Source organism: Salmonella sp. 2020_1459 (assembly GCF_043847915.1).
Taxonomy (GTDB): domain Bacteria; phylum Pseudomonadota; class Gammaproteobacteria; order Enterobacterales; family Enterobacteriaceae; genus Salmonella; species Salmonella enterica.
Map to the genome: position 1 here is coordinate 620277 of NZ_JBCMFA010000001.1, position 24530 is coordinate 644806.

Annotated in this window: 23 protein-coding genes; 10 read left to right on the forward strand and 13 right to left on the reverse strand. The window is 54.2% G+C overall.

Features of this window, described 5'->3' with window-relative positions:
- Nucleotides 1-90: 90 nt before the first annotated feature.
- Both nadE and cho read left to right on the forward strand, forming a co-directional pair.
- The gene (gene nadE, locus ACH0VJ_RS03170) at nucleotides 91-918 is read left to right on the forward strand and encodes an ammonia-dependent NAD(+) synthetase (protein ID WP_000174981.1); all 828 of its coding nucleotides are present in this window, start codon (nucleotides 91-93) and stop codon (nucleotides 916-918) included.
- A gap of 120 nt (nucleotides 919-1038) precedes the next feature.
- On the forward strand, nucleotides 1039-1920 hold the full coding sequence (gene cho, locus ACH0VJ_RS03175) for an excinuclease Cho (protein ID WP_001536963.1): 882 nt from the start codon (nucleotides 1039-1041) through the stop codon (nucleotides 1918-1920).
- 74 nt (nucleotides 1921-1994) lie between these two features.
- On the opposite strand, the gene spy is transcribed toward cho, so the two are convergent.
- The 6 genes from spy to ACH0VJ_RS03205 form a co-directional block, all read right to left on the reverse strand.
- A complete protein-coding gene (spy, locus tag ACH0VJ_RS03180) occupies nucleotides 1995-2480 on the reverse strand; it encodes an ATP-independent periplasmic protein-refolding chaperone Spy (protein ID WP_001229001.1) in 486 nt (161 codons plus the stop codon).
- A 335-nt stretch (nucleotides 2481-2815) separates the two neighbouring features.
- Nucleotides 2816-3784: a succinylglutamate desuccinylase gene (gene astE, locus ACH0VJ_RS03185; protein WP_000368458.1), complete on the reverse strand. Its 969-nt coding sequence runs from the start codon at nucleotides 3782-3784 to the stop codon at nucleotides 2816-2818.
- Nucleotides 3777-5120 (reverse strand): N-succinylarginine dihydrolase, encoded by a 1344-nt coding sequence (gene astB, locus ACH0VJ_RS03190; protein ID WP_000123952.1) that lies wholly within the window; start codon nucleotides 5118-5120, stop codon nucleotides 3777-3779. The genes astE and astB overlap by 8 nt, the downstream gene beginning before the upstream one ends.
- A complete protein-coding gene (gene astD / locus ACH0VJ_RS03195) occupies nucleotides 5117-6595 on the reverse strand; it encodes a succinylglutamate-semialdehyde dehydrogenase (RefSeq protein WP_000177258.1) in 1479 nt (492 codons plus the stop codon). The genes astB and astD overlap by 4 nt, the downstream gene beginning before the upstream one ends.
- Complete coding sequence (astA, locus tag ACH0VJ_RS03200) at nucleotides 6592-7626, reverse strand: arginine N-succinyltransferase (protein WP_001263897.1); 1035 nt, start codon at nucleotides 7624-7626, stop codon at nucleotides 6592-6594. Before astA ends, astD begins: the two co-directional genes overlap by 4 nt.
- Nucleotides 7617-8843, reverse strand: a complete 1227-nt coding sequence (locus ACH0VJ_RS03205) for an aspartate aminotransferase family protein (RefSeq protein ID WP_000059507.1) — start codon at nucleotides 8841-8843, stop codon at nucleotides 7617-7619. The genes astA and ACH0VJ_RS03205 overlap by 10 nt, the downstream gene beginning before the upstream one ends.
- Nucleotides 8844-9288: 445 nt before the next feature.
- Between ACH0VJ_RS03205 and xthA the strand changes: the two genes are divergently transcribed.
- Together xthA and ACH0VJ_RS03215 are read left to right on the forward strand one after the other, a co-directional pair.
- Nucleotides 9289-10095, forward strand: coding sequence for an exodeoxyribonuclease III (xthA, locus tag ACH0VJ_RS03210; RefSeq protein ID WP_000673954.1), 807 nt, complete (start codon nucleotides 9289-9291; stop codon nucleotides 10093-10095).
- 72 nt (nucleotides 10096-10167) lie between these two features.
- The gene (locus tag ACH0VJ_RS03215) at nucleotides 10168-10584 is read left to right on the forward strand and encodes a pyrimidine (deoxy)nucleoside triphosphate diphosphatase (protein ID WP_000592136.1); all 417 of its coding nucleotides are present in this window, start codon (nucleotides 10168-10170) and stop codon (nucleotides 10582-10584) included.
- Here ACH0VJ_RS03215 and ACH0VJ_RS03220 read toward each other — a convergent pair.
- Complete coding sequence (locus tag ACH0VJ_RS03220) at nucleotides 10544-10819, reverse strand: YnjH family protein (RefSeq protein WP_001254682.1); 276 nt, start codon at nucleotides 10817-10819, stop codon at nucleotides 10544-10546. The genes ACH0VJ_RS03215 and ACH0VJ_RS03220 overlap by 41 nt on opposite strands.
- Nucleotides 10820-11057: 238 nt before the next feature.
- Here ACH0VJ_RS03220 and gdhA point away from each other — a divergent pair, with 238 nt between their 5' ends.
- Complete coding sequence (gene gdhA, locus ACH0VJ_RS03225; RefSeq protein ID WP_000372864.1) at nucleotides 11058-12401, forward strand: NADP-specific glutamate dehydrogenase; 1344 nt, start codon at nucleotides 11058-11060, stop codon at nucleotides 12399-12401.
- 29 nt (nucleotides 12402-12430) lie between these two features.
- On the opposite strand, the gene topB is transcribed toward gdhA, so the two are convergent.
- The 3 genes from topB to ACH0VJ_RS03240 form a co-directional block, all read right to left on the reverse strand.
- Nucleotides 12431-14380, reverse strand: coding sequence for a DNA topoisomerase III (gene topB, locus ACH0VJ_RS03230; RefSeq protein ID WP_001235872.1), 1950 nt, complete (start codon nucleotides 14378-14380; stop codon nucleotides 12431-12433).
- Between the two features lie 4 nt (nucleotides 14381-14384).
- A complete protein-coding gene (gene selD, locus ACH0VJ_RS03235) occupies nucleotides 14385-15428 on the reverse strand; it encodes a selenide, water dikinase SelD (RefSeq protein ID WP_001294888.1) in 1044 nt (347 codons plus the stop codon).
- A 117-nt stretch (nucleotides 15429-15545) separates the two neighbouring features.
- A complete protein-coding gene (locus ACH0VJ_RS03240) occupies nucleotides 15546-16097 on the reverse strand; it encodes an NAD(P)H nitroreductase (protein ID WP_000339313.1) in 552 nt (183 codons plus the stop codon).
- Nucleotides 16098-16270: 173 nt separating this feature from the next.
- On the opposite strand from ACH0VJ_RS03240, the gene sppA reads away from it, so the two are divergent.
- From sppA to pncA, 3 genes are all read left to right on the forward strand, one after another.
- Nucleotides 16271-18127 (forward strand): signal peptide peptidase SppA, encoded by a 1857-nt coding sequence (sppA, locus tag ACH0VJ_RS03245; protein ID WP_001259884.1) that lies wholly within the window; start codon nucleotides 16271-16273, stop codon nucleotides 18125-18127.
- A gap of 95 nt (nucleotides 18128-18222) precedes the next feature.
- Complete coding sequence (gene ansA / locus ACH0VJ_RS03250; RefSeq protein ID WP_001170134.1) at nucleotides 18223-19239, forward strand: asparaginase; 1017 nt, start codon at nucleotides 18223-18225, stop codon at nucleotides 19237-19239.
- A 26-nt stretch (nucleotides 19240-19265) separates the two neighbouring features.
- Nucleotides 19266-19922, forward strand: coding sequence for a bifunctional nicotinamidase/pyrazinamidase (gene pncA, locus ACH0VJ_RS03255; protein WP_000184707.1), 657 nt, complete (start codon nucleotides 19266-19268; stop codon nucleotides 19920-19922).
- Between the two features lie 350 nt (nucleotides 19923-20272).
- Here the strand turns inward: pncA and ACH0VJ_RS03260 are convergent, their stop codons facing one another.
- On the reverse strand, nucleotides 20273-20551 hold the full coding sequence (locus ACH0VJ_RS03260) for a YeaC family protein (protein ID WP_001046864.1): 279 nt from the start codon (nucleotides 20549-20551) through the stop codon (nucleotides 20273-20275).
- Nucleotides 20552-20592: 41 nt separating this feature from the next.
- Entirely contained in the window at nucleotides 20593-21006 is a 414-nt protein-coding gene (gene msrB, locus ACH0VJ_RS03265) for a peptide-methionine (R)-S-oxide reductase MsrB (RefSeq protein ID WP_001519539.1), read from the reverse strand.
- A 341-nt stretch (nucleotides 21007-21347) separates the two neighbouring features.
- On the opposite strand from msrB, the gene gapA reads away from it, so the two are divergent.
- Together gapA and ACH0VJ_RS03275 are read left to right on the forward strand one after the other, a co-directional pair.
- Nucleotides 21348-22343 carry a glyceraldehyde-3-phosphate dehydrogenase gene (gapA, locus tag ACH0VJ_RS03270; RefSeq protein WP_000153505.1) on the forward strand — a complete coding sequence of 332 codons (996 nt, stop codon included), beginning with the start codon at nucleotides 21348-21350 and terminating at the stop codon, nucleotides 22341-22343.
- A 328-nt stretch (nucleotides 22344-22671) separates the two neighbouring features.
- Nucleotides 22672-23556 carry a D-hexose-6-phosphate mutarotase gene (locus ACH0VJ_RS03275; protein ID WP_000608652.1) on the forward strand — a complete coding sequence of 295 codons (885 nt, stop codon included), beginning with the start codon at nucleotides 22672-22674 and terminating at the stop codon, nucleotides 23554-23556.
- A gap of 98 nt (nucleotides 23557-23654) precedes the next feature.
- Here the strand turns inward: ACH0VJ_RS03275 and ACH0VJ_RS03280 are convergent, their stop codons facing one another.
- Nucleotides 23655-24512, reverse strand: a complete 858-nt coding sequence (locus ACH0VJ_RS03280) for an aldo/keto reductase (RefSeq protein ID WP_000843751.1) — start codon at nucleotides 24510-24512, stop codon at nucleotides 23655-23657.
- Nucleotides 24513-24530 lie beyond the last annotated feature (18 nt).

Below are 24530 nucleotides of genomic sequence, written 5' to 3' on the forward strand. Positions count from 1 at the left end.
CGCTTAGCCCGCCAAACCTTGTTGTTTCAGCGGCGAAGGGTTAGCTTTAACAGGGTAAAGATTCATTTTTTTAATGTCGAAGGGGGTTAAATGACTCTGCAGCAAGAGATAATCCAGGCGCTTGGCGCGAAACCGCATATCAACCCTGAAGAAGAAATTCGCCGCAGCGTGGATTTTCTTAAAGCGTACCTGAAAACCTATCCCTTTTTGAAATCGCTGGTGTTAGGCATCAGCGGCGGGCAGGATTCGACGCTGGCCGGGAAACTCAGCCAGATGGCTATCGCCGAATTGCGGGAAGAGACCGGTGATAATGCGCTGCAGTTTATCGCCGTTCGTCTGCCTTATGGCGTACAGGCTGATGAACAGGATTGCCAGGACGCCATTGCTTTTATTCAGCCGGACAGAGTACTCACCGTCAATATTAAAGGCGCCGTCCTCGCCAGCGAACAGGCGCTGCGCGAAGCGGGAATTGAGCTGAGCGATTTTGTTCGCGGCAATGAAAAAGCGCGTGAGCGAATGAAAGCGCAATATAGCATCGCCGGTATGACTCACGGCGTCGTGGTGGGCACCGACCATGCGGCGGAAGCGATAACCGGGTTCTTCACCAAATATGGCGACGGCGGTACCGATATTAACCCGCTTCATCGCCTTAACAAACGCCAGGGCAAACAGCTTCTCGCAGCGCTGGGCTGTCCTGAGCATCTGTATAAAAAAGTCCCCACCGCCGATTTGGAAGACGACCGCCCTTCACTGCCTGATGAAGCCGCGCTGGGCGTAACGTATGACAATATTGACGATTACCTGGAAGGCAAAACGCTGGACCCCGCCATCGCTAAAACTATCGAAGGCTGGTATGTAAAAACTGAACATAAGCGCCGTTTACCGATTACGGTATTCGACGACTTTTGGAAAAGGTAAGCGTACTTCTACTGTTGTGCCGGATATCGCTCGTCTATCCGGCCTCCTCTCTTCCCAGCCTCTTTTTTAATCACCCATCCGCTGTTAAACTGGATGAATAACCAGTTAACGGAGATCACTGTGGTACGGCGTCAATCAGCCCCCCGCCTTGAGTTTGAAGCGGCGGCCATTTACGAATATCCAGAACATTTACGTCCTTTCCTCAGCGAAGCGCCAGCCTTACCGGGCGTCTATATATTTCATAGCGAAAGCGATACGCTGCCGCTTTATATCGGTAAAAGCGTGAATATTCGCAGCCGGGTGCTTTCACATCTGCGAACGCCTGACGAGGCCACTATGCTGCGACAGGCGCGGCGGATAAGCTGGATCTGCACCGCTGGGGAAATGGGCGCGTTGCTGCTGGAGGCACGGCTGATCAAAGAACAACAGCCGCTGTTTAACAAGCGGTTACGTCGTAATCGCCAGCTTTGCTCGCTACAGTTGAGCGAACAAAAGATTGAGGTCGTTTCCGCCCGCAGCGTCGATTTTTCCCATGAGCCAAACCTGTTTGGCCTCTTCGCCAACCGTCGGGCGGCGCTGCAAAGCTTACAGAACCTCGCCGATGAACAAAAATTGTGTTATGGCCTGCTGGGGCTTGAACCGGTAAGCCGTGGGCGCGCCTGTTTTCGTTTCGCTCTGAAGCGCTGCGCTGGCGCGTGCTGTGGGCAAGAAACCCCGCAGGCGCATTTTCTTCGTCTGCAGGCCTCGCTGGAACGGTTACGTGTGGTTTGCTGGCCCTGGAAAGGCGCTATCGCGTTAAAAGAGAGCCGCCCACAAATGACCCAGTTCCACATTATCAACAACTGGTTATGGCTGGGGGCGGTCCCCTCGCTGGATGAGGCCGCCACGCTGGTGCGCACCCCTGCGGGCTTTGATCAGGACGGCTATAAAATTCTCTGTAAGCCACTAATGTCAGGTCAATATGAGATCATTGAACTGCACACCGACTGTCGTCGGTCATAAAGAAAACCGCCGATCCTGTCCACCTCAACGATTGTGTTGTCGACAAGACCGGCGGTCTTAAATTATGCGGAAAGTTATTCTGCCGCAGCAGGCATTTTACCTTCTTGCGCCGGGCGTTCTGTCAGACGCTTCTCAAAATTAGCGTTATATTGCTTTTTCTGCTCCGGCGTCAGAACGTTATAAATTTTATTCTGGGTTTCCATATGCGCCAGCATATTGGCCTTGCGCTGCGCTTCCATTTTCGTAATTTGCGCTTCGGCTTTGGCTTTATCGAAGGTATCGCTGGCAATAATATCATGCATGGCGCGACGCTCTTCCAGCGGCGGACGTTTCATTTGCTCGCGCTGCGCTTTCATAATGTCGCGAATTTGTTGCTTCTGTGCGTCTGTCAGGTTCAGGTTTTTAAACATCATATCGTGATGTGGGCCAAATTTACCTTTATGCTGCATCATTGGCTTCGCATCCGCTGGCGCGGCGGTGGTAGTCTCAGCGGCATGAGCCAGATTCGCAGCACCCATCGCCAGGGTAGAGGCAACAAATAGAGCAGTCAGTTTACGCATATTTCCATCCTTCCTTTCAGTTATTTTTACGGCATATTTAAAACAGCGCCGTGTTGTCGTGATTAACTTTAACCGTCTTAGCGTCAATTAGTCAGAACAACGGTAAAACAATGAAAGTATAAAAAACACTTTTTCGCCAATTGTGAAGAAAAAAAGAATAAATTGCGCAGAGTTGAAAGAGAAATATACAACAGCATGATATAGCAGAAATTATGCAGAACTATAACGCAGCAACGCTTATTAATAAAGCAATTCTCCAGGAATAATCCGTAATAGCATGAAACTGTGTCCCAAATCATCCCTGTAATCCTAACGTGAGCTTACAGGGACATTTATCAGGGCAGTCTTTCCAGCATTAATCCAGCCCGCAATCCGCAGGCGACAGAGGGATTAGGAAAGAGAACATATTCAACGTCATGCGTCACCGTCACGCGCTTATCCCCCTCCTCGGCCAGCAACGTTCCCTTCGCAAAGGCAGTAAAATTCAGCGTTTGCGCATCCATATAAAGCGCGAACTTGTCGCTGTGACGCGTGATTTGCGACACCACCCGATAGCGTAGCGGCGGCGAAAACGAGGTTGACGTTTCGACACCGCTCAGCAACGCCGACAACGCCTGCGAGGTTACGCTGAACTGCGTCAGATCGTTTTGCCCAAACGGCAACGCCTTTCCCAACTCCAGCGTACAGGAAAGCGCGCCGAAATGTTCAGAGCTAAAGTGCGTAAACGTACCGCCGGGCGCCTTATGAAATACCAACGCCTCCAGTCCTGCCGCGCCCAGCCACGCCAGAAAATCTGTCTCCCACGGGCGGTCGCGCTGCGGCAAAACGCCAAAACGCAAATGATGCGAGCCACGAATGGCGGTATGCAGATCCAGATGCCAGCGTACCCGCGCCTGGCCAGATGAAAAGAAGGTCTCCAGACTTAGCTCCAGCTCACGCGCCCGCCGCGTTTCATCGCTTTCGGCAAAGGACTGCCAACGCCCGCCAAACATACGGTTCATATCGCTGTGACAATAGCGTATTCCCGCCGTCAGCGCCTGCGGATTGCCGAGTACCACCAGCACTCGCCACGTTAACGTCAAGCTGCCTGAGAACAGCGCCGACAGCAGCCTATCCAGCATCTCTACCGGCGCGGTTTCATTGCCGTGTATCCCCGCAGAAAGAATTAACGCGCGGTCGACCGGCGCATCGGGCGTGAGTTCAAGCAGACCATGGCCTAACCAGCGCCAGCGAAAACCCGCGCCCTTCCCCTGCGTCACCCGTGGTGTCGTGCCGCTTAGCGTCAACGCCAGAAAGTTATCCATCAGCCGCCCCCGTTTGCTGGAAAGGATAAACCGACCCCAAATCCAGCAGACGCGTTAACACATCCAGCGCCTCCCGGCCTTCTCGCAATAATAACGGATCGGCCAGATCGGCAGCGGTCAGGCGATCGCGATAATAACGATCCGCCCACGCGTTAAGGGCCGTAAACAGAGCGTCATTCATCATTACCGCTGGATTCACCGCCCGTCGTTCTTCTTCTGTTAACACCACGCGTAATCGCAGACAGGCCGGGCCGCCGCCGTTGGCCATACTTTCTCGCAAATCAAACACCTGCATCGCGCTGATGGGATTATCCTCCGCCACCAGCTTATTCAGATAGCGCCAGACGCCGACATGGTCCTGACATTCCCGCGGCAACACTAACAGCATTGAGCCGTCGTTACGGCTTAGCAACTGACTATTAAACAGGTAGGTCGCCACAGCATCTGATACAGAAACCTCGCCGGCGGGCACCTCTATCGCCATAAAACCGTCAACGCGCGTACGCAACTGATTAATGAGCACTTTCTGCCGGGCAAACGCCGCTTCGTGACAAAACAATACCTGTCGATTCGAAACGGCGATCACATCATTATGGAATACGCCTTGATCGATGACCTCCGGGTTTTGCTGAGCGAAGATAACCTGTTGCGGATTCACCTGATTAAGACGCGCCACGGCCTCACTGGCTTCGCGGCTCTGGCGCGCCGGATAACGAGCGGGTCGTATTTCATTCTCCTCTTCGCGCCCATAGACAAAAAGCTGCACGCCTGCCGAACCATACTCGCCGCCAAGACGGTTATGATTCGCCGCGCCTTCATCTCCCAATAATGCGACCTGCGGTAACGCGCTATGCACTGAAAACTGACTTTCATCGCGAAATATGGCGCGTAGCAGCGCTTCGGTAACAGGCGCCTCAAGAGCGCGATGAAATTTATTGTTTAAATTCGCCACCGTCAGGTGAACTTTTCCGTCCAGCGCGTCTGCCGATGGGCAAACCGTCGCCGCATTCGCAACCCACATTGGCGACGCGGAACTCACGCTGGAAAGCCAGCGTGGCGCCTGACGCGCAACCTTATCCAGAATCTGCTCATCGCTACCCGTGAAGCCGAGCTGACGCAACGCCGGAATAAAAGGCCGCTCATGCGGCGGGATCACCGCCTGGGGAAAGCCGGCATCCGCCAAAGCCTTCATCTTTAGCAGCCCCTGCTTTACCGCCAGACGAGGATTCGACACCTGAAAACGGTGGCGGGTCGATGCCTCATTGCCGAAGGATAGCCCGGCATAATGGTGCGTAAGCCCCACCAGCCCGTCAAAATTAACTTCATGCGCCGTCATACCGCCTCCCTGCGAGAAAAGTCGAGGCCAGGGCTTAATGTCGCAGGCAACGTCAGTTCGGAAGATTCCAGACTGGCCATCGGCCAGGCGCAATAATCGGCGGCATACCAGGCGCTGGGCCGATGGTTGCCAGACGCGCCGACACCACCAAACGGCGCAGTACTCGCTGCCCCGGTGAGCGGTTTATTCCAGTTAACGATCCCTGCCCGTGCCTCCAGCAAGAGCTGTTCGAACTGCGCGCGATCCGTCGACACCAGCCCACACGACAGACCAAAACGGGTATTATTCGCCAGACGAATCGCCTCATCGAAATGCGCATAACGCCAGACGTTCAGCAGCGGACCAAACACCTCTTCATCCGGCACATCCGCGACGCCGGTCAGCTCAATGATGCCAGGCGTCAGCAGAGAGGTTCCCTCTTTGACCTTCCGCGGCGCCAGTAGCGTGCGACCGCCTAATGCCTCTCGTTGACGCCAGGCCTCCATCACATGCTGTGCCGCCTGCGCTGAAATCAGTCCGCCGATAAACGGCTGCGGATCGTCGTCCCATCTGCCGGGCTGCAGACGTCCGGCGATGTCAACCAGCCGCGCCAGAAATGCATCTCCCTGCGCACCCTGTTTTACCAGAAGGCGTCGCGCGCAGGTACAGCGCTGTCCGGCGGTAATAAACGCCGATTGCAGCGTCAGATGTACCGCCGCATCTATATTTGCCGCATCCTCAATAATGAGCGGGTTGTTTCCGCCCATTTCAAGGGCCAGGATTTTTTCCGGCTGGCCGGATAGCTGGCGATGAAGCTGATATCCGGTACTGGCGCTGCCGGTAAACAGCAGTCCGTCGAGATCGTCGAGCGAACTCAGCGCTTGTCCGGTCTCCCGGCCGCCCTGCACCAGATTAAGAACGCCTGCCGGTAGCCCCGCCCGTTCCCAGAGTTTTATTACCGTTTCCCCGGTCCATGGCGTTAGCTCGCTAGGTTTGAAGATCAGCGTATTGCCTGCCAGCAACGCGGGCACAATATGGCCATTCGGTAAATGGCCGGGAAAGTTATAAGGGCCGAATACCGCCAGCACACCGTGAGGACGATGGCGCAACGTCGCGGCGCCATCGACAAGTTCGCTTTTTTGTTCGCCTGTTCTGGCATGGTAAGCCTTAATCGAGATGGCAATCTTATTGATCATCGCCGTCACTTCCGTTGCCGCCTCCCAGCGCGGTTTACCGGTTTCACGTGCGATGACCTCCGTGAGCTCGGCTTTATGCGCCTCCAGCAGGGCGGCAAATTTCTCTACGATAGCCTGTCGTGCGGCAAAAGGCTCTCTGGCCCAACGAGGAAACGCCGCGCGCGCCGCCTGACAGGCCTCGGCGACCTGTGCCGCATTAGCGTCATTCCCCTGCCAAATTATCTCCGCGCTCACCGGGTTCGTTTTGCGGCGGCGTTCGCCCTGACCGGTTATCCAGTCGCCGTTTATCCATAGCGTCATACGGTTTTCTCCTCAGCGCAAAGGCGTACCAGCCGAACGTGGTCGCCCGCGCGACATTTCAGCGCATCCAACTGCGCGGCGGTAAGTACAAGTCGTGAAGTCTGCGGATCGGCACGCACCAGCGCGGCCCGAAAGTGGTGATAGTTTTCATTGGCGACCAGACATGCCGGATAGTCGCCAGGCGCGGGTTGCCCTTCCGCGACTTCCACCAGTCGGCTTTTACGAATGGCCCGCACGCGGTCAATATCACACTCCAGCGTCGGCCCGCCGTCGAAGATGTCGATATAGTGGCGATAGCGAAAGCCTTCCTTTTCCAGCACCGCGCGGGCTGGCGCCGTTTGCGGGTGGACTTCGCCAATCACGGCCTGTGCCTCTTCAGATAAGAAGTGGGTATAAATAGGATGTTTGGGCATCAGCTCGGCGATAAACGCTTTTTGCCCGGTACCGCATAAAAAATCCGCCCGGCTGAAATCCATAGAAAAAAAGCGTTTGCCGAGACTTTGCCAGAAGGGAGAATAACCGTGCTCGTCAATGACGCCGCGCATTTCCGCCACCACTTTCTCATTGAATTTATCGCGAAACGCGGCCATAAACATAAAGCGCGATTTTGACAACAGGTAGCCGTTACCCTCTTTACGCCATTCGGGATCGAGAAACAGCGTGCAAAGCTCACTGCTGCCAGTGTGATCATTACTCAGGAATAATGTTGGCAACGCGTTATATACATTCAGCTCTTTGGAGGCATGAACCAGCGTACCGACACGATAGTTATACCAGGGGTCGTTAAGACCGACCGCGACCTCAATGGCGCAGATCCCGCCGACCTCACCCGTTTCACTGTCCTCGAGAACGAATACATACCCTTGCTCGCCTTTTGGCAGCTCGCCGGACCAGGTTTTTTGCGCACGTTCAATGCGGGCCGCCAGCGTCGCTTCATTTGCCGGTAGCGAGGTTAAGCCGCCGCCCGTTTTGCCTGCAAGCTGCATCAGCGCGGCGATATCCGCATGTTCGACAGGACGAATCACCCGCATGATGCGCCTCCCGTCTGAAGGCGTTCGCACGCCATGGCAAAACGATCAAGCCCGGTGGCTATCTCCTCGTCGCTCACATTTAACGCTGGCGCAAAACGCACCACGTCGCCACCGGCAATGAGCACCATCACGCCTGCTTTTGCCGCTTCCTGGGCGATGAGTTTGGCTTTTCCGGCAAACTCCGTCTGTAGCACACAGCCAAGCAGTAGCCCCAGACCGCGAATTTCACTGAACATGCCAAAACGTACATTAATGGTATTTAGGCGCTCAATAAACGCATCGTGGCGCTGTCTGACGCCGTTTTGCATCTCCGGCGTATTGATGATATCCAGTACTTTTCCGGCAACTGCCGTCGCCAGCGGATTACCGCCGTAGGTGGTGCCATGCGTGCCTGGCGTCATAACGCTGGCATAGTCTTGCGTGGTCAGCATCGCGCCGATCGGGAAGCCCCCACCCAACGCTTTAGCGGTCGTCAGGATATCGGGCGTAACGCCATAATGCATATATGCATACAGTTCGCCGGTACGTCCGACGCCCGTCTGCACCTCATCAAAAATCAGTAACGCCTGATGCCGGTCGCACAATTCACGCAGCCCCTGCAAAAAAGCTTTCGTGGCGGGGATCACGCCGCCCTCGCCCTGCACCGGTTCTACGATCACGGCGCAGGTATTGTCATCAATTAGCGCGCTGGCGGAGTTCAGATCGTTATAGGCTGCATGACGAATATCCGGCGGCAGCGGCGCAAAGTCCTGTGAATAGGTGGGTTGACCGCCAGCGCTGACGGTAAAGAGCGTGCGACCATGGAACGCGTTTTTAAAGGCCACAATGCCGCTTTTATGATTGCCGACACGATCGTGGGCATATTTGCGCGCCAGTTTTAATGCTGCTTCATTTGCTTCAGCGCCTGAATTACAAAAGAAAACGCGTTCGGCGAAGGTCGCGTCGATCAGTTTTTTCGCCAGTCGCAGCGCCGGTTCATTGGTGTAACCGTTCCCGGTATGCCAGAAGCGATTCGCCTGTTCATTTAACGCCTCGCGCAGCGCCGGATGCGCATGTCCCAAAGCGTTGACCGCGATCCCGCCAGCAAAATCAATGTACTCTTTCCCCTGCTGATCCCACAGGCGTGAGCCTTCTCCGCGTACAGGAATAAAAGGCGCGGGAACATATACCGGCACCATCCATTCATCAAAGTTTTCGCGCGTAACTGACAGAGACATAGCGACCTCTTTTGGTAAAAATAAAGTTATTTATATGTTAATTAATATGAGTGTTTGCGCTGTAAATGTAGATTGCAGCATTCGTGCCAGCCAGCGTTAACATTGCATAAACAGAAGTGATAAACGGTAAATCAATGGGTTACAGCGTAACGATATTCACTTTTACTGCATGAAAAGTGAATATTCCCGCATAATCGGTGGCTAAAAAGAGGAAAAAGCGAAATATTATTCAGTTGCCAAATATAATTCTGGAATTGTGATCTTATACGAAATTTACTGGAAATTACCGCCCCGTTCTGGCGCATCTGCACGCAAACTGTGCCATTTTCGCGCTATAGAAAACACCATACGCTTCCATTGGCCGAATCTGACGATGAGTGGCAGTCACCCGGTAAAATTTCTGTTACCATCCCAACACGATTTACCTTGCAAAGTGGCAGTGACTATGAAATTTGTCTCTTTTAATATCAACGGCCTGCGCGCCCGTCCCCATCAGCTTGAAGCGATTGTCGAAAAACACCAGCCCGATGTGATCGGTCTACAGGAGACAAAAGTCCACGACGAAATGTTCCCGCTCGAAGAGGTCGCGAAGCTGGGCTATAACGTTTTCTATCATGGACAAAAAGGCCATTACGGCGTCGCGCTGCTAACAAAAGCCACGCCCATTTCCGTCAGACGTGGTTTCCCGGATGATGGCGAAGAGGCGCAACGCCGCATTATCATGGCGGAAATCCCCTCGCCGCTGGGTAATATTACCGTCATTAACGGCTATTTCCCGCAGGGGGAAAGCCGGGATCATCCGTTGAAGTTCCCCGCGAAAGCGCAGTTTTACCAGAACTTGCAAAACTATCTTGAAACGGAACTCAAGTGCGATAATCCGGTATTAATTATGGGCGACATGAATATCAGCCCGACCGATCTGGATATTGGCATCGGCGAAGAGAACCGCAAACGCTGGCTGCGTACCGGTAAATGCTCCTTCCTGCCGGAGGAGCGTGAATGGATGTCGCGGTTACTGAAGTGGGGATTAGTGGACACGTTCCGTCAGGCGAATCCGCAAACGATGGATAAATTTTCGTGGTTTGATTACCGCTCAAAAGGTTTCGTGGATAATCGCGGACTGCGTATCGACCTCTTGCTGGCAAGCGCTCCGCTGGCGGAACGTTGCGCAGAAACCGGTATAGACTACGACATTCGCAGTATGGAAAAACCCTCCGACCATGCGCCGGTCTGGGCGACGTTTCGTGTTTGATTCCGCTTTCTGATTAACCGTAAGGCCGGGATAGCGCGACGCTTCCCGGCAGGAATAACGACCTTAACGACAATGATAAAAAAACTCGATGTTGTTGCCGCCATCATTGAACGCGACGGCAAAATTCTGCTGGCCCAGCGCCCAGCTCATGCGGATCAAGCCGGTTTATGGGAGTTTGCCGGCGGTAAAGTCGAACCCGGCGAAACCCAGCCGCAGGCGCTTATCCGCGAGCTACGCGAAGAGTTAGGGATTGACGCCACGCCCGGCGTCTATATCGCCAGTCATCAACGCGACGTGTCTGGCCGACGAATTCATTTGCACGCCTGGCATGTGCCTGCGTTTAACGGTCTGATACGTGCGCTGGAACATCAGGCCTTAGCCTGGTGTACGCCGGAAGAGGCGCTGGAATACCCCCTCGCCCCGGCGGATATTCCGCTATTGCAGGCGTTTATGGCTTTACGCGACGCCAGACTAACGGATTCGTGCTGATGGTTTTTTCGTCACGCTGGCACTGGAGCAAGACGCCTTCCACTTTTATTACCGCGCCTTCGGAGTAATTCTGATCCTGGTAAACGCAGCACTGAATGCAGGGCTGGGATGACTGACCGCGCGTGCTGAAAACTTCCGGCGGGACATTCACCTGAATATCAGGACGACTGTTTTGGTTTGCCAGCCCGACCATTGGCATTATCGCCATCACGGCGACCACGAGGCTTCGGCGCATAGGATTTCCTTATTTTTCCAGGTATATTCTCAGTATAACGGTAAGCCGCCGTGAAAACTTTAATCCTCTTTTGTCATCGCTTTTAGTTATGACCCTCGCCCCGTTATGAATTTACTTAGCAGCGTCATTTTTTTCTTGCTTACCGTCACATTGCTGATGGTATAGTCGAAAACTGCAAATACATATTCTGATAAAACGCAAATACAACCACATTAATATATAAGAGGTTTTTATATCTATGGATCAGACATGTTCTCTGGAATCGTTCCTCAACCATGTACAAAAGCGCGACCCGCATCAAACCGAGTTCGCGCAAGCCGTCCGTGAAGTCATGACCACCCTGTGGCCGTTTCTTGAACAAAACCCCCGTTACCGCCACATGTCTTTACTGGAACGTTTGGTTGAACCAGAGCGCGTAATCCAGTTTCGCGTAGTGTGGCTGGACGACAAAAACCAGGTGCAGGTAAATCGCGCCTGGCGCGTGCAGTTCAACTCTGCTATCGGCCCCTATAAAGGCGGTATGCGCTTCCATCCTTCGGTAAACCTTTCCATCCTTAAGTTCCTCGGCTTTGAGCAAACCTTTAAAAATGCCCTCACCACGTTGCCGATGGGCGGCGGTAAAGGCGGCAGCGATTTCGATCCGAAAGGGAAAAGCGAAGGCGAAGTGATGCGTTTCTGCCAGGCGCTGATGACTGAACTGTATCGCCATTTAGGGCCGGATACCGACGTGCCTGCCGGGGATATCGGCGTGGGCGGGCGCGAAGTGGGCTTTATGGCGGGAATGATGCGCAAGCTTTCCAATAACAGCGCCTGCGTCTTCACCGGCAAAGGGCTTTCCTTCGGCGGCAGCCTGATTCGCCCGGAAGCGACGGGCTATGGCCTGGTCTACTTCACCGAAGCGATGCTTAAACGTCATGGTCTCGGTTTCGAAGGGATGCGCGTCGCCGTGTCCGGCTCCGGCAACGTAGCGCAATACGCCATTGAGAAAGCGATGGCCTTTGGCGCGCGCGTGGTTACCGCGTCGGATTCGAGCGGGACGGTGGTCGATGAAAGTGGCTTCACGCCAGAGAAGCTGGCGCGTCTGTGTGAAATTAAAGCCAGCCGTGACGGTCGCGTCGCTGACTACGCCCGTGAGTTTGGCTTAACCTATCTGGAAGGCCAGCAGCCCTGGAGCGTACCGGTGGATATCGCCCTGCCATGCGCGACGCAGAACGAACTGGACGTTGACGCCGCGCGCGTACTGATTGCCAATGGCGTAAAAGCCGTGGCGGAAGGGGCAAATATGCCAACCACGATTGAAGCGACCGCTCTCTTCCTTGAAGCGGGCGTACTGTTTGCGCCGGGTAAAGCCGCCAACGCGGGCGGCGTGGCGACATCGGGGCTGGAAATGGCGCAGAACGCCGCGCGGTTGAGCTGGAAAGCCGAGAAAGTGGACGCCCGTCTGCATCACATTATGCTGGATATCCACCACGCCTGTGTCGAGTACGGCGGCGATAATAAGCATACCAACTACGTTCAGGGCGCCAACATCGCCGGTTTCGTGAAAGTCGCCGACGCCATGCTGGCGCAGGGCGTCATTTAATCCCGTCGTCAGGCCAGATAGCTTTACGCTTATTCGGTCTGACGGCCTGTCTCCTCAGCAGGCGGGCTTTTTTTGCCCGCTCGCTTACGCGGCGCACTCTTTTTCTTGTCTCCACCGCCTGGCGCGACTATCCCTCTGAAACGCTTCACCGGCGTGCGCTTAGCCTGATCGATCAGCTGATATAACGTGCCGACCAGCGGTTGCATAAAATCCTGGTAACGGCACTGCTTTTCGCTGATTTGCGTCAAAACAGATTCCCAGTGCGCGGTCATATCTGGACGGGCCGCCATTTCCGGCAGCGAATGTATTAACGCTTTGCCAGCATCGGTAGAATGAATGTAGCGCCCTTTTTTGGTCAGAAAGCTACGTTTGAACAGCAGTTCGATAATCCCGGCGCGCGTGGCTTCCGTCCCCAGCCCATCGGTCGCGCGCAGGATCTTTTTCAGATCTTTATCCTGCACGAAGCGGGCAATTCCGGTCATCGCGGAAAGCAATGTCGCATCAGTGAAATGACGCGGCGGCTGGGTTTGGCGCTCGACCACTTCCCCCTTTTCACACAGCAACTCATCACCTTTGGCGACAACCGGCAGCGGCGTACCGTCGTTTTCCTCGTCGCGCTCTTTACTGCCCAGTAACGTCCGCCAACCGGCCTCCGCCAGAAAACGCGCTTTGGCGACAAATTTCCCTTTGGCGATTTCCAGTTCAATAACGCATTTACGAAACACCGCGTCCGGGCAGAACTGCATCAGATACTGACGCGCAATCAGGGTGTACACTTTCGCTTCGTTTTCCGTCAGATGGACAGAAGAACTGCGCGCCGTCGGGATAATCGCGTGGTGCGCATCCACTTTTTTATCATCCCAGCAGCGATTGCGCGTATCAGGATTAACCACAGACTGCGGCAGTAAATCCGGGGCGTGGACGCTAATCGCGTTCATGACCGCCTGCCGTCCGGCAAAGTGTTCTTCCGGCAGATAACGGCAGTCGGAACGCGGATAGGTAATCAGTTTGTGGGTTTCATATAGCTTCTGACAAATATCAAGCACGTTTTGCGCGCTCAGGCCAAAGCGTTTGGCGGCTTCAATCTGTAGCGTCGAGAGCGAAAACGGCAGCGGCGCGGATTCTGATTCCCGTTTATCATTATAACTGGTTACCAGCGCGGGCTGACCGTTGATTCGGTTCACTACATGCTCCGCCAGCGGACGATGAAGCAAGCGCCCCTCTTCATCCTGATAAGGTTCGCACGCCTCGCTCGGCTGCCAGATAGCGGTAAAACGCTCGTCGGCAGGCGTAACGATGTGCGCCTTCACTTCAAAGAAGTCTTTGGCGACGAAGTTCTCAATCTCTTCGTCTCGCCGCACCACCAGCCCCAGTACCGGCGTCTGCACGCGTCCCACGGATAACACGCCCTGATAGCCGGCATTACGGCCCAGGATCGTGTAAGCACGGGTCATATTAATGCCATACAGCCAGTCCGCTCGCGCTCGCGCCAGCGCGGAGACGCACAGCGGCACGAAGTCGCTGTTCGCCCGCAGCCTGTCGATAGCACGCTCGACCGCCTGCGGGTTAAGGTCGTTTATCAGACAACGCCGCACCTGCTGGCGCTTTTCGGCAGGAAGCTGGAGATAATCCAGCACTTCATCAACCAGAAGCTGCCCTTCGCGATCCGGGTCGCCGGCGTGAATAATTTCACCGGCTTGATGCAAAAAGCGCTTAATCACATTGAGCTGTTTGGTGACAGAAGGACGAGGCTGAAGCTGCCATTTTTCCGGCACGATAGGCAGGTCAGCCAGATTCCAGCGCGCATAACGGCTGTCATACGCATCCGGCTGCGCCTGTTCCAGCAAATGACCAATACACCAGGTGACGACCTGCCCGTTTCCGCACTCAATAAAACCATCGCCTTTACGGTGCGGTTTTGGCAGCACATCCGCAATGGCGCGCCCCAGACTCGGTTTTTCGGCAATAAACAACCGCATCAGGTTAACGAATCTCAACCATAGCGCGACCGCCGCGGGCCTCGACCAGTTCGCCAATCGCGGTCAGATCGATACCAAATTCCGCCGCGGTGGCTTTAACATCGTCTTCGGCGTCCGGCGTTACCGCCAACAACAGACCGCCTGACGTTTGCGGATCGCACAGCAGGCTACGAACTTCACGCGACATGTCGCCCATCAGATGACCATAGCTGGCGAAGTTGCGCTCTGTGCCGCCCGGTACGGCGCCCAGAGCAATATACTCTTCCACGCCCGGCAGTTTAGGGATGTCCTGATAGCAAAGCAGCGCCTGCACGCCTGCGCCCTGGCACATCTCGCTCAGGTGCCCCAGCAGGCCAAAACCGGTAACGTCAGTCATAGCTTTTACGCCGTCGATATTGGCAAACGCCGCGCCAGCAATGTTCATCCGACACATGACTTCCGTCGCCAGCCCCTGATGTTCAGGCTTAAGCAGCGATTTTTTCTCGGCGGTGGTCAACACGCCAATCCCCAACGGTTTGGTCAGAAAGAGTTTGCATCCCGCCTGCGCGGTACTGTTTTTCTTCACCCGTTCGGTCGGCACTACGCCTGTGACCGCGAGACCAAAGATCGGCTCCGGGGCGTCAATAGAGTGTCCGCCCGCCAGCGCGATACCGGCCTGACGGCAGGCAAAACGCCCCCCCTCGGTCACTTCACGCGCAATATCGGGCGACAGGGTATTAATCGGCCAGCCAAGGATCGCGATCGCCATAATCGGTTTGCCGCCCATCGCAAAAATATCGCTGATGGCGTTTGTTGCCGCAATGCGGCCAAAATCAAACGGGTTGTCGACTATCGGCATAAAGAAGTCGGTGGTGCTGATAATACTGGTGCCATTACCCAGATCGTAAACCGCCGCATCATCGCGGGTTTCATTACCCACCAGCAGGTTCGGGTCGACGAACTTCGCCTGCTCGCTATGCAGGATAGTCTCCAGCACTTTAGGGGAAATTTTACAACCGCAACCAGCGCCGTGGCTGTATTGCGTTAAACGAATGGCTTGCTCGCTCATGGACATCTCCTGTCATTGCATTCGCGCTATGGTAGCGCTCATTCCCTGATGTGGTAAGTATCACTGTCTGAATTACCGCGCCTTTGCTCAGAATCCAGACAGTTTTATCCCTCAGCGTCAGAAATAACGCACAAACGGCGTGGGGTCGGGGGTACTGATCGTCGTTGACGCTTTGAGCTGCGGCGTGCCGAGATAGAGAAAACCAACAATTTTATCCTGCGGGCGGCACTCAAAGGCTTCCCGCACGATAGCGCTCTCCGTTAATGCGCCGCTACGCCAGATACCATTAAACCCTTGCGCAATCGCCGCCATTTGCATCGCCATCACCGCGCATCCGGCAGACATCTCCTGCTCCCACACTGGAACCTTATGGTTTTCTTCGCATTTCGCCACCACGGTAATGATCAGCGGTGCGCGAAACGGCGCATTACGCGCTTTTTCGATCGCTTTCTCATCGCCCCCGGCAGCGACAGCGCCTTGTTCAAGCACGGCGCTGAAGCGGTCGCGCCCCTCTCCTTCAATCACAAAAAAACGCCACGGCTGTAGAGATTTATGATCGGGAACACGCATTCCCGCCCGCAGAATGTTCTGTAATTGCTCTCCGACAGGCGCCGGTTCTGCGAGACGAGAGGCGCTACGACGGTTGACCAGCAGTTCTAGTGCATCCATTTGATTAACTCCAGCAATGATATTTATTCACAAAATTAACACGGGAGCGGATTTTGTTACAGCGCAGGCAGTGATTCCTGCTGACAACTGCCTGATGGGTCATTACGATAGCCACATCTTAATGCTTTATCCTCACCAAGGTACAAGCGTTGTTACTCAGATAGGGAGAATACATGCGAACCCTGTGGCGATTTATTGCCGGATTTTTTAAATGGACGTGGCGAGTGTTGAACCTCGTCCGTGAAATGGTACTCAACCTGTTCTTTATTTTTTTGGTTCTGGTGGGCGTTGGGATCTGGATGCAGATCGGTAACGGCAGCAACAGTGAGCAAACGGCGCGCGGCGCTTTGCTGCTGGATATTTCCGGCGTCATTGTGGATAAACCCTCCACCAATCACCGTCTGGGCGCGCTGGGACGCCAGTTATTTGGCGCCAGCTCCGACCGTCTGCAGGAAAACTCCCTGTTTGACATCGTCAACGCTATTCGTCAGGCGAAAGATGACCGTAACATCACGGGTATCGTTCTGGATCTGAAAAACTTCACCGGTGCCGATCAGCCGTCAATGCGCTATATCGGTAAAGCGCTGCGCGAATTCCGCGACAGCGGCAAACCGGTTTTCGCCGTGGGTGAAAACTACAGCCAGGGTCAGTATTACCTCGCCAGTTTCGCCAATAAAATTTGGCTTTCCCCACAGGGTCAGGTAGATCTTCACGGCTTCGCTACGAATGGCCTGTACTACAAAACGCTGCTGGATAAACTGAAAGTCTCTACCCACGTTTTCCGGGTCGGCACCTATAAATCCGCCGTCGAGCCGTTTATCCGCGACGATATGTCGCCCGCCGCCCGCGAGGCCGACAGCCGCTGGATAGGCGAACTGTGGCAGAACTACCTGCATACCGTTTCCGCCAATCGCCAGATTTCGCCGCAACAACTCTTCCCCGGCGCGCAGGCTATTATCGACGGGTTAACCAGCGTGGGCGGCGACACCGCCAAATATGCGCTCGACCATAAACTGGTGGACGCCCTCGCCTCCAGCGCAGATGTTGAAAAAGCGCTGACGAAGCAGTTTGGCTGGAGTAAAACCGAAAATAACTATCGCGCGATCAGCTATTACGATTATTCGCTGAAAACGCCTGCGGATACCGGCGGTACTATTGCGGTTATTTTCGCCAATGGCGCGATTATGGATGGCGAAGAAACGCCAGGGAATGTCGGCGGCGACACTACGGCATCGCAGATCCGCGACGCACGCCTTGATCCTAAAGTGAAAGCGATTGTGCTGCGCGTCAATAGCCCAGGCGGTAGCGTCAACGCCTCCGAAGTTATCCGCGCCGAGCTGGCGGCAGCAAGAGCGGCTGGCAAACCGGTGGTGGTCTCAATGGGCGGTATGGCGGCCTCCGGCGGTTACTGGATCTCTACGCCGGCAAACTATATCGTGGCCAGCCCCAGCACGCTGACGGGTTCAATTGGCATCTTCGGCGTCATCAATACGGTAGAAAACAGCCTGTCGTCGATTGGCGTACACAGCGACGGCGTTTCCACCTCGCCGCTGGCGGATATTTCGATGACCAAAGCGCTGTCACCGGAAGTGCAGCAGATGATGCAACTCAGTATTGAGTACGGCTACAAACGCTTTATCACACTGGTGGCAGACGCGCGTAAGCGTACGCCGGAGCAGATTGATAAAATCGCACAAGGCCATGTCTGGACCGGAGAAGACGCGAAAGCCAATGGTCTGGTGGACAGTCTCGGCGACTTTGACGACGCCGTCGCCAAAGCGGCGGAGCTGGCGAAACTGAAACAGTGGCATCTTGATTACTATCAGGACGAACCGACGGTCCTTGATATGGTCATGGACAGTATGACCGGATCAGTACGCGCCATGCTGCCGGAGGCCATTCAGGCGATGCTCCCGGCGCCGCTCGTTTCCGCCGCCAATACGGTGAAGGCCGAGGGGGATAAACTGGCGGCATTTAACGATCCGCAAAACCGTTATGCGTTCTGTTTGACTTGCGCGAACGTTCGCTAATGCTTCATCAATAGCCATACCGGATGGCGGCGTCTGCTCATAGCCGCCATCCGATAATCATTAATACGTCCTTCGCGACACGACTGAACATTATCATGCAAAAGAAATCAATTTACGTTGCCTATACCGGCGGTACTATCGGTATGCAGCGCTCAGATAAAGGGTATATCCCGGTGTCCGGGCACCTTCAGCGCCAGCTGGCGCTGATGCCGGAATTCCACCGCCCGGAGATGCCGGATTTTACCATCCATGAATATGCCCCGCTGATGGATTCATCAGATATGACGCCGGAAGACTGGCAGCATATCGCTGCAGATATCAAAGCACACTACGATGAGTATGACGGTTTTGTTATTCTGCACGGCACCGACACGATGGCGTTTACCGCATCGGCGCTCTCTTTCATGCTGGAAAATCTGGGTAAACCGGTTATTGTGACAGGGTCACAAATTCCGCTGGCTGAGCTGCGTTCCGACGGGCAAATTAATTTGCTGAATGCGCTTTATGTCGCCGCCAACTACCCTATTAATGAAGTAACGCTGTTTTTTAATAATCGTCTGTTCCGCGGTAATCGCACGACCAAAGCCCATGCGGATGGGTTTGACGCTTTTGCCTCTCCCAATCTGCCGCCCTTGCTGGAAGCAGGAATTCACATTCGCCGTTTAAATACGCCTCCCGCGCCCTACGGTTCTGGTGAATTAATCGTTCACCCTATTACGCCGCAGCCGATAGGCGTAGTGACGATTTATCCGGGGATTTCCGCCGAGGTAGTACGTAACTTTCTGCGTCAGCCGGTAAAAGCGCTGATTCTGCGCTCTTATGGCGTAGGCAACGCGCCGCAAAATAAAGCGTTTTTACAGGAGCTGAAAGAGGCCAGTTCGCGCGGCATCGTGGTGGTTAACCTGACGCAATGCATGTCAGGGCGAGTCAATATGGGCGGGTACGCTACCGGTAATGCACTGGCGCACGCTGGCGTGATTGGCGGTGCCGATATGACTGTCGAAGCCACCTTAACCAAACTGCATTATTTGTTAAGCCAGGGTCTGGACACTCAGGCGATTCGTAGCGCGATGGCGCAAAACTTGCGTGGTGAATTGACGCCGGATGATTAAAAAATCCCGACGACAAGGAGAAGATAATGACAAACCGGGCCTTATTACTGGTCGACTTGCAAAATGACTTTTGCGCCGGCGGCGCGCTGGCTGTAGCGGAAGGCGACAGCACCATCGACATCGCCAACGCTCTTATTGACTGGTGCCAGCCCCGGCAGATTCCGGTGCTGGCCAGCCAGGACTGGCATCCCGCGCAGCATGGCAGCTTCGCCAGCCAGCATCAGGCGGAACCCTATAGTCAGGGAAAGCTGGACGGGCTGCCGCAAACGCTCTGGCCGGATCACTGCGTTCAACATACCGACGGCGCGGCGTTACATCCCCTGCTTAACCAACATGCGATTGACGCCTGCATCTATAAGGGTGAAAACCCGCTGATTGATAGCTACAGCGCGTTTTTTGACAACGAACATCGGCAGAAAACCACCCTTGATACCTGGCTTCGCGAGCATGACGTTACCGAGCTTATCGTGATGGGGTTGGCGACCGATTACTGCGTAAAATTTACGGTGCTGGATGCGCTAGAGTTGGGCTATGCCGTTAACGTTATCACCGATGGCTGTCGCGGCGTGAATATTCACCCGCAGGATAGCGCACACGCGTTTATGGAGATGGCGGCGGCAGGCGCGACGCTGTATACGCTGGCAGACTGGGAAGAGACGCAGGGCCAGGCTGTCGCCAGGTAGCGGAGCAGGTATCGTATCCGGTCAATACATCACGCAACGGTGAGACCATTGCATAGATCTTTGGGCCGGATACGTCACGTCAGCGTCGCTACCAGGCAAAGCTCAACGCAGGCTGGAGAGCGCTTCTAACAAAACAGATTAAAAAGCGCGGGCTGGCTGGCGCAATGTTCTGGGAATAGGCCACCGATGACAATAATCAGTTAGCGAAACAGTTGGCGGACTCGCTGGACATTAAGCGTAATGGGTAAAAATATGGCGGGCCTGTGCCTGGCAGCAATGAGCAGGCCCGGTAAGCACAACGCATTGGCAATGAAACCGCCGGATGGCGGCTACCTCTTATCCGGCTGCCGTTACTGCATTTTCAATGTCGCAATCGGCTTTGACGTAATACCGAAATCCGCTTTGAGCTGCTGCTTGCTTTTCATCACCATCTGACCGTGAGTATCGATCGTCATATGTTGCGCTTCGGTATTGTGCCGCGCCTGCCATAGCATCACCAGTTGCAGGCTGTTTTCTTTCTGTTCCGGCGTCAACGCCACGCCATCCGGCCATTTACCCAGCTCAACGGCGGTGGATAAACGTTGATACACTTCCGGCGTCATGCTGTTAATGATCTCATCAAGATTCATGATGTGTCCGCTCCTGTGGAATAATTTGCTGAATCGTTTTTTCAGCCTTTCAGTTGATCGCCGTTTTTCTCGTCAGAAAAGGCCAGCGAGGCCGAGTTAACGCAATAGCGCTCACCGGTTGGCTGCGGACCATCCGGGAAAACGTGTCCGAGATGCGCATCGCAGTTACCGCAACGAATTTCGACACGCTGCATGCCATGAGAAAAATCGTCTATGTAACGAATCGCCTCTTCGCTGACAGGCTGGTAAAAGCTAGGCCAGCCGCAGCCTGAATCGTATTTGGTGTGGGAGTGAAAAAGCGGCGTATCACAGACCAGGCAGTGATAAACCCCATCGCGTTTATTATGTAGCAGGCGTCCGGTAAATGGCGGTTCTGTGCCACGATCCTGCGTCACATAGAATTGCATTTCGGACAATTTTTTCTTGAGTTCTTCTGCTGAAGGTTGGTTAGCCATTTGCTCACATCTCACTTTAAACGTGCTCACATTGCCTGACCGATTCTAACAAAACATTAACACCTCAGTACCAACTTTTGTTCTAAACTTGATCATTGCGAAATGGCGGCTCACGAATCGTGACTGATGTCACATTATTATCTCGGTTGCCCTTTAAAATTCGGGGCGGCGCCCCCATGTGGTTTCAAGCCGAAAGGAAGAGTGAGGCGAATCAGCCGCGCAAAGGTTGTGCAGAGGATTGATTTGTCGCAATGATTGACACGATTCCGCTTGACGCTGCGTAAGGTTTTTGTAATTTTACAGGCAACCTTTTATTCACTAACAAATAGCTGGTGGAATATATGACTATCAAAGTAGGTATCAACGGTTTTGGCCGTATCGGTCGCATTGTTTTCCGTGCTGCTCAGAAACGTTCTGACATCGAGATCGTTGCAATCAACGACCTGTTAGACGCAGAGTACATGGCATACATGCTGAAATATGACTCCACTCACGGCCGTTTCGACGGTACTGTTGAAGTGAAAGACGGTCATCTGATCGTTAACGGTAAAAAAATCCGTGTTACCGCTGAACGCGATCCGGCTAACCTGAAATGGGACGAAGTTGGTGTTGACGTAGTGGCTGAAGCTACCGGTATCTTCCTGACTGACGAAACCGCGCGTAAACACATCACCGCTGGCGCGAAAAAAGTGGTTCTGACGGGTCCGTCTAAAGACAACACCCCAATGTTTGTTAAAGGCGCTAACTTTGACAAATACGAAGGCCAGGACATCGTTTCCAACGCTTCCTGCACCACCAACTGCCTGGCGCCGCTGGCTAAAGTTATCAACGACAACTTCGGCATCATCGAAGGTCTGATGACCACTGTTCACGCGACTACCGCAACCCAGAAAACCGTTGACGGCCCGTCTCACAAAGACTGGCGCGGCGGCCGCGGCGCATCTCAGAACATCATCCCGTCCTCTACTGGCGCTGCTAAAGCGGTAGGTAAAGTACTGCCGGAACTGAATGGCAAACTGACTGGTATGGCGTTCCGCGTTCCTACTCCGAACGTATCCGTTGTTGACCTGACCGTTCGTCTGGAAAAAGCGGCTACCTACGAGCAGATCAAAGCTGCTGTTAAAGCTGCTGCCGAAGGCGAAATGAAAGGCGTTCTGGGTTACACCGAAGACGACGTTGTATCTACCGATTTCAACGGCGAAGTATGCACTTCCGTGTTCGATGCTAAAGCAGGCATCGCGCTGAACGACAACTTCGTGAAACTGGTCTCCTGGTACGATAACGAAACCGGTTACTCCAACAAAGTACTGGACCTGATTGCTCACATCTCCAAATAAGTTGAGATGACACAGTCATTGGTAAGAGCGACTCAGGTCGCTCTTTTTTTTGCTTAAAGATATACCCGTCATACTTCAAGTTGCAGGTGTGTTGGCTATGCTTTCTCACCCGAATCACTGACGGAAGTCGAACTTATCGGGATGAATCAGGGATGCCCCTGACCGAAGGTTACCTACGGTTGTTCAAATTCGTTCCCGATGAATTTGTCGTTCACTTGCCGCGTTACTCGGCCTGCGGCCTCGCCTCTACGGGCCAGCGCAAGCACTGGTCAAGGCACAAGCGCCTTGTCATGCAACTCGAATTATTTAGGGTTAAGAGGATTGCGTAATGATTAATAAAATTTTTGCCCTCCCGGTTATCGAACAGCTTACCCCTGTCCTTTCCCGTCGTCAGCTTGATGACCTGGATCTGATCGTCGTTGACCATCCGCAGGTTAAAGCCTCTTTTGCATTACAGGGCGCGCACCTTCTCTCCTGGAAACCCATTGGCGAGGAAGAGGTATTGTGGCTCAGTAATAATACGCCTTTCAAAACCGGCGTGGCGCTACGCGGCGGCGTACCGATCTGCTGGCCCTGGTTTGGACCTGCGGCTCAACAGGGTCTGCCGTCACACGGCTTTGCGCGTAATCTACCGTGGGCGCTAAAAGCGCATAATGAAGATGATAATGGCGTAATGCTGACATTTGAGCTGCAAAGCAGTGAGGCCACCCGGAAATACTGGCCGCACGATTTCACGCTGCTGGCACGTTTTAAAGTGGGCAAAACCTGTGAAATTGAACTGGAAGCGCATGGCGAGTTTGCAACCACATCCGCGCTCCACAGCTATTTTAACGTTGGCGACATCGCCAACGTTAAGGTCAGCGGACTCGGCGATCGGTTTATTGATAAAGTTAACGACGCTAAAGAAGGTGTCCTGACCGACGGTATACAAACCTTTCCGGACCGTACCGATCGCGTTTACCTCAATCCTGAAGCATGTAGCGTGATCCACGATGCGACATTAAACCGCACGATTGATGTGGTCCACCACCATCACCTTAACGTCGTAGGCTGGAACCCTGGCCCGGCGTTGTCCGTCAGCATGGGCGACATGCCGGATGACGGCTATAAAACGTTTGTCTGCGTTGAAACGGTTTACGCTACTGCGCCGCAACAAGCCACAGAAGAAAAACCCTCTCGTCTGGCGCAGACTATCTGCGTCGCTAAACGCTAAAAGTGAATGGATAACGGCGTTGCTATAGGATCTGAAAGGCGTCAGCCGCCATCAGGCATGACCTGCCGGATGGCGGCGCTTACACATTTTATCCGGCGTCACACCATATCCAACGCGGTTTTCCCTTTTGGCGCAGGCCAGGCGTTGTCCAGTAAGGCAAGTTCGTTTGCTGACAAGGCGATCTCAAGCGCCGCCGCATTTTGCTTCACGTGTTCTGTACTTCCGGCTTTCGGGATCGCCATCACGCCCGGATGCGCAATCACCCACGTCAGTAAGATTTGCGCCGCCGTTGCGTTATGCGCTTGCGCAATTTCATTCACCACCGGATGATTCAGTAAACCGCTACGTAACCGGCCAGCCTGCGCCAGCGGGCTATAGGCCATCACTGGCATTCGCTGTTGTTGACACCACGGCAATAAATCATACTCAATACCGCGTGACGCCAGATGATAGAGCACCTGATTTGTCGCGCATTGCTGTCCCCCGGGGATGCGCCACAGCGCCTGCATATCGTCATAATCAAGATTAGAGACTCCCCAACGGCGAATTTTCCCCTGCGCGATTAGCCGCTCCATACCTTCAACGGTCTCTTCGAATGAAAAGCTTCCGGCCCAGTGCAATAGATAGAGATCGAGATAATCTGTTTTCAGACGACGCAGGCTTTCCTCACAGGCGGCAACTATCTTCTGGCCGCCAGCGTTCCACGGGTACACTTTTGACACCAGAAATGCCTCATCGCGTCGCCCTGCCAGCGCCTCGCCCACGACCTTTTCCGCCCCGCCGTCGGCATACATTTCCGCTGTATCAATAAGGCGTAACCCCAAATCCAGCCCCGCGCGCAACGCCGAAACCTCGCGCTGACGTTGATCCGCGCGCTCGCCCATATACCATGTTCCCTGTCCGATAGCAGGAAGCGTCACCTGCCCGCAAAACGTTACGTTTTTCACTGATTTCATTTCCTTTTCAAGGTCACT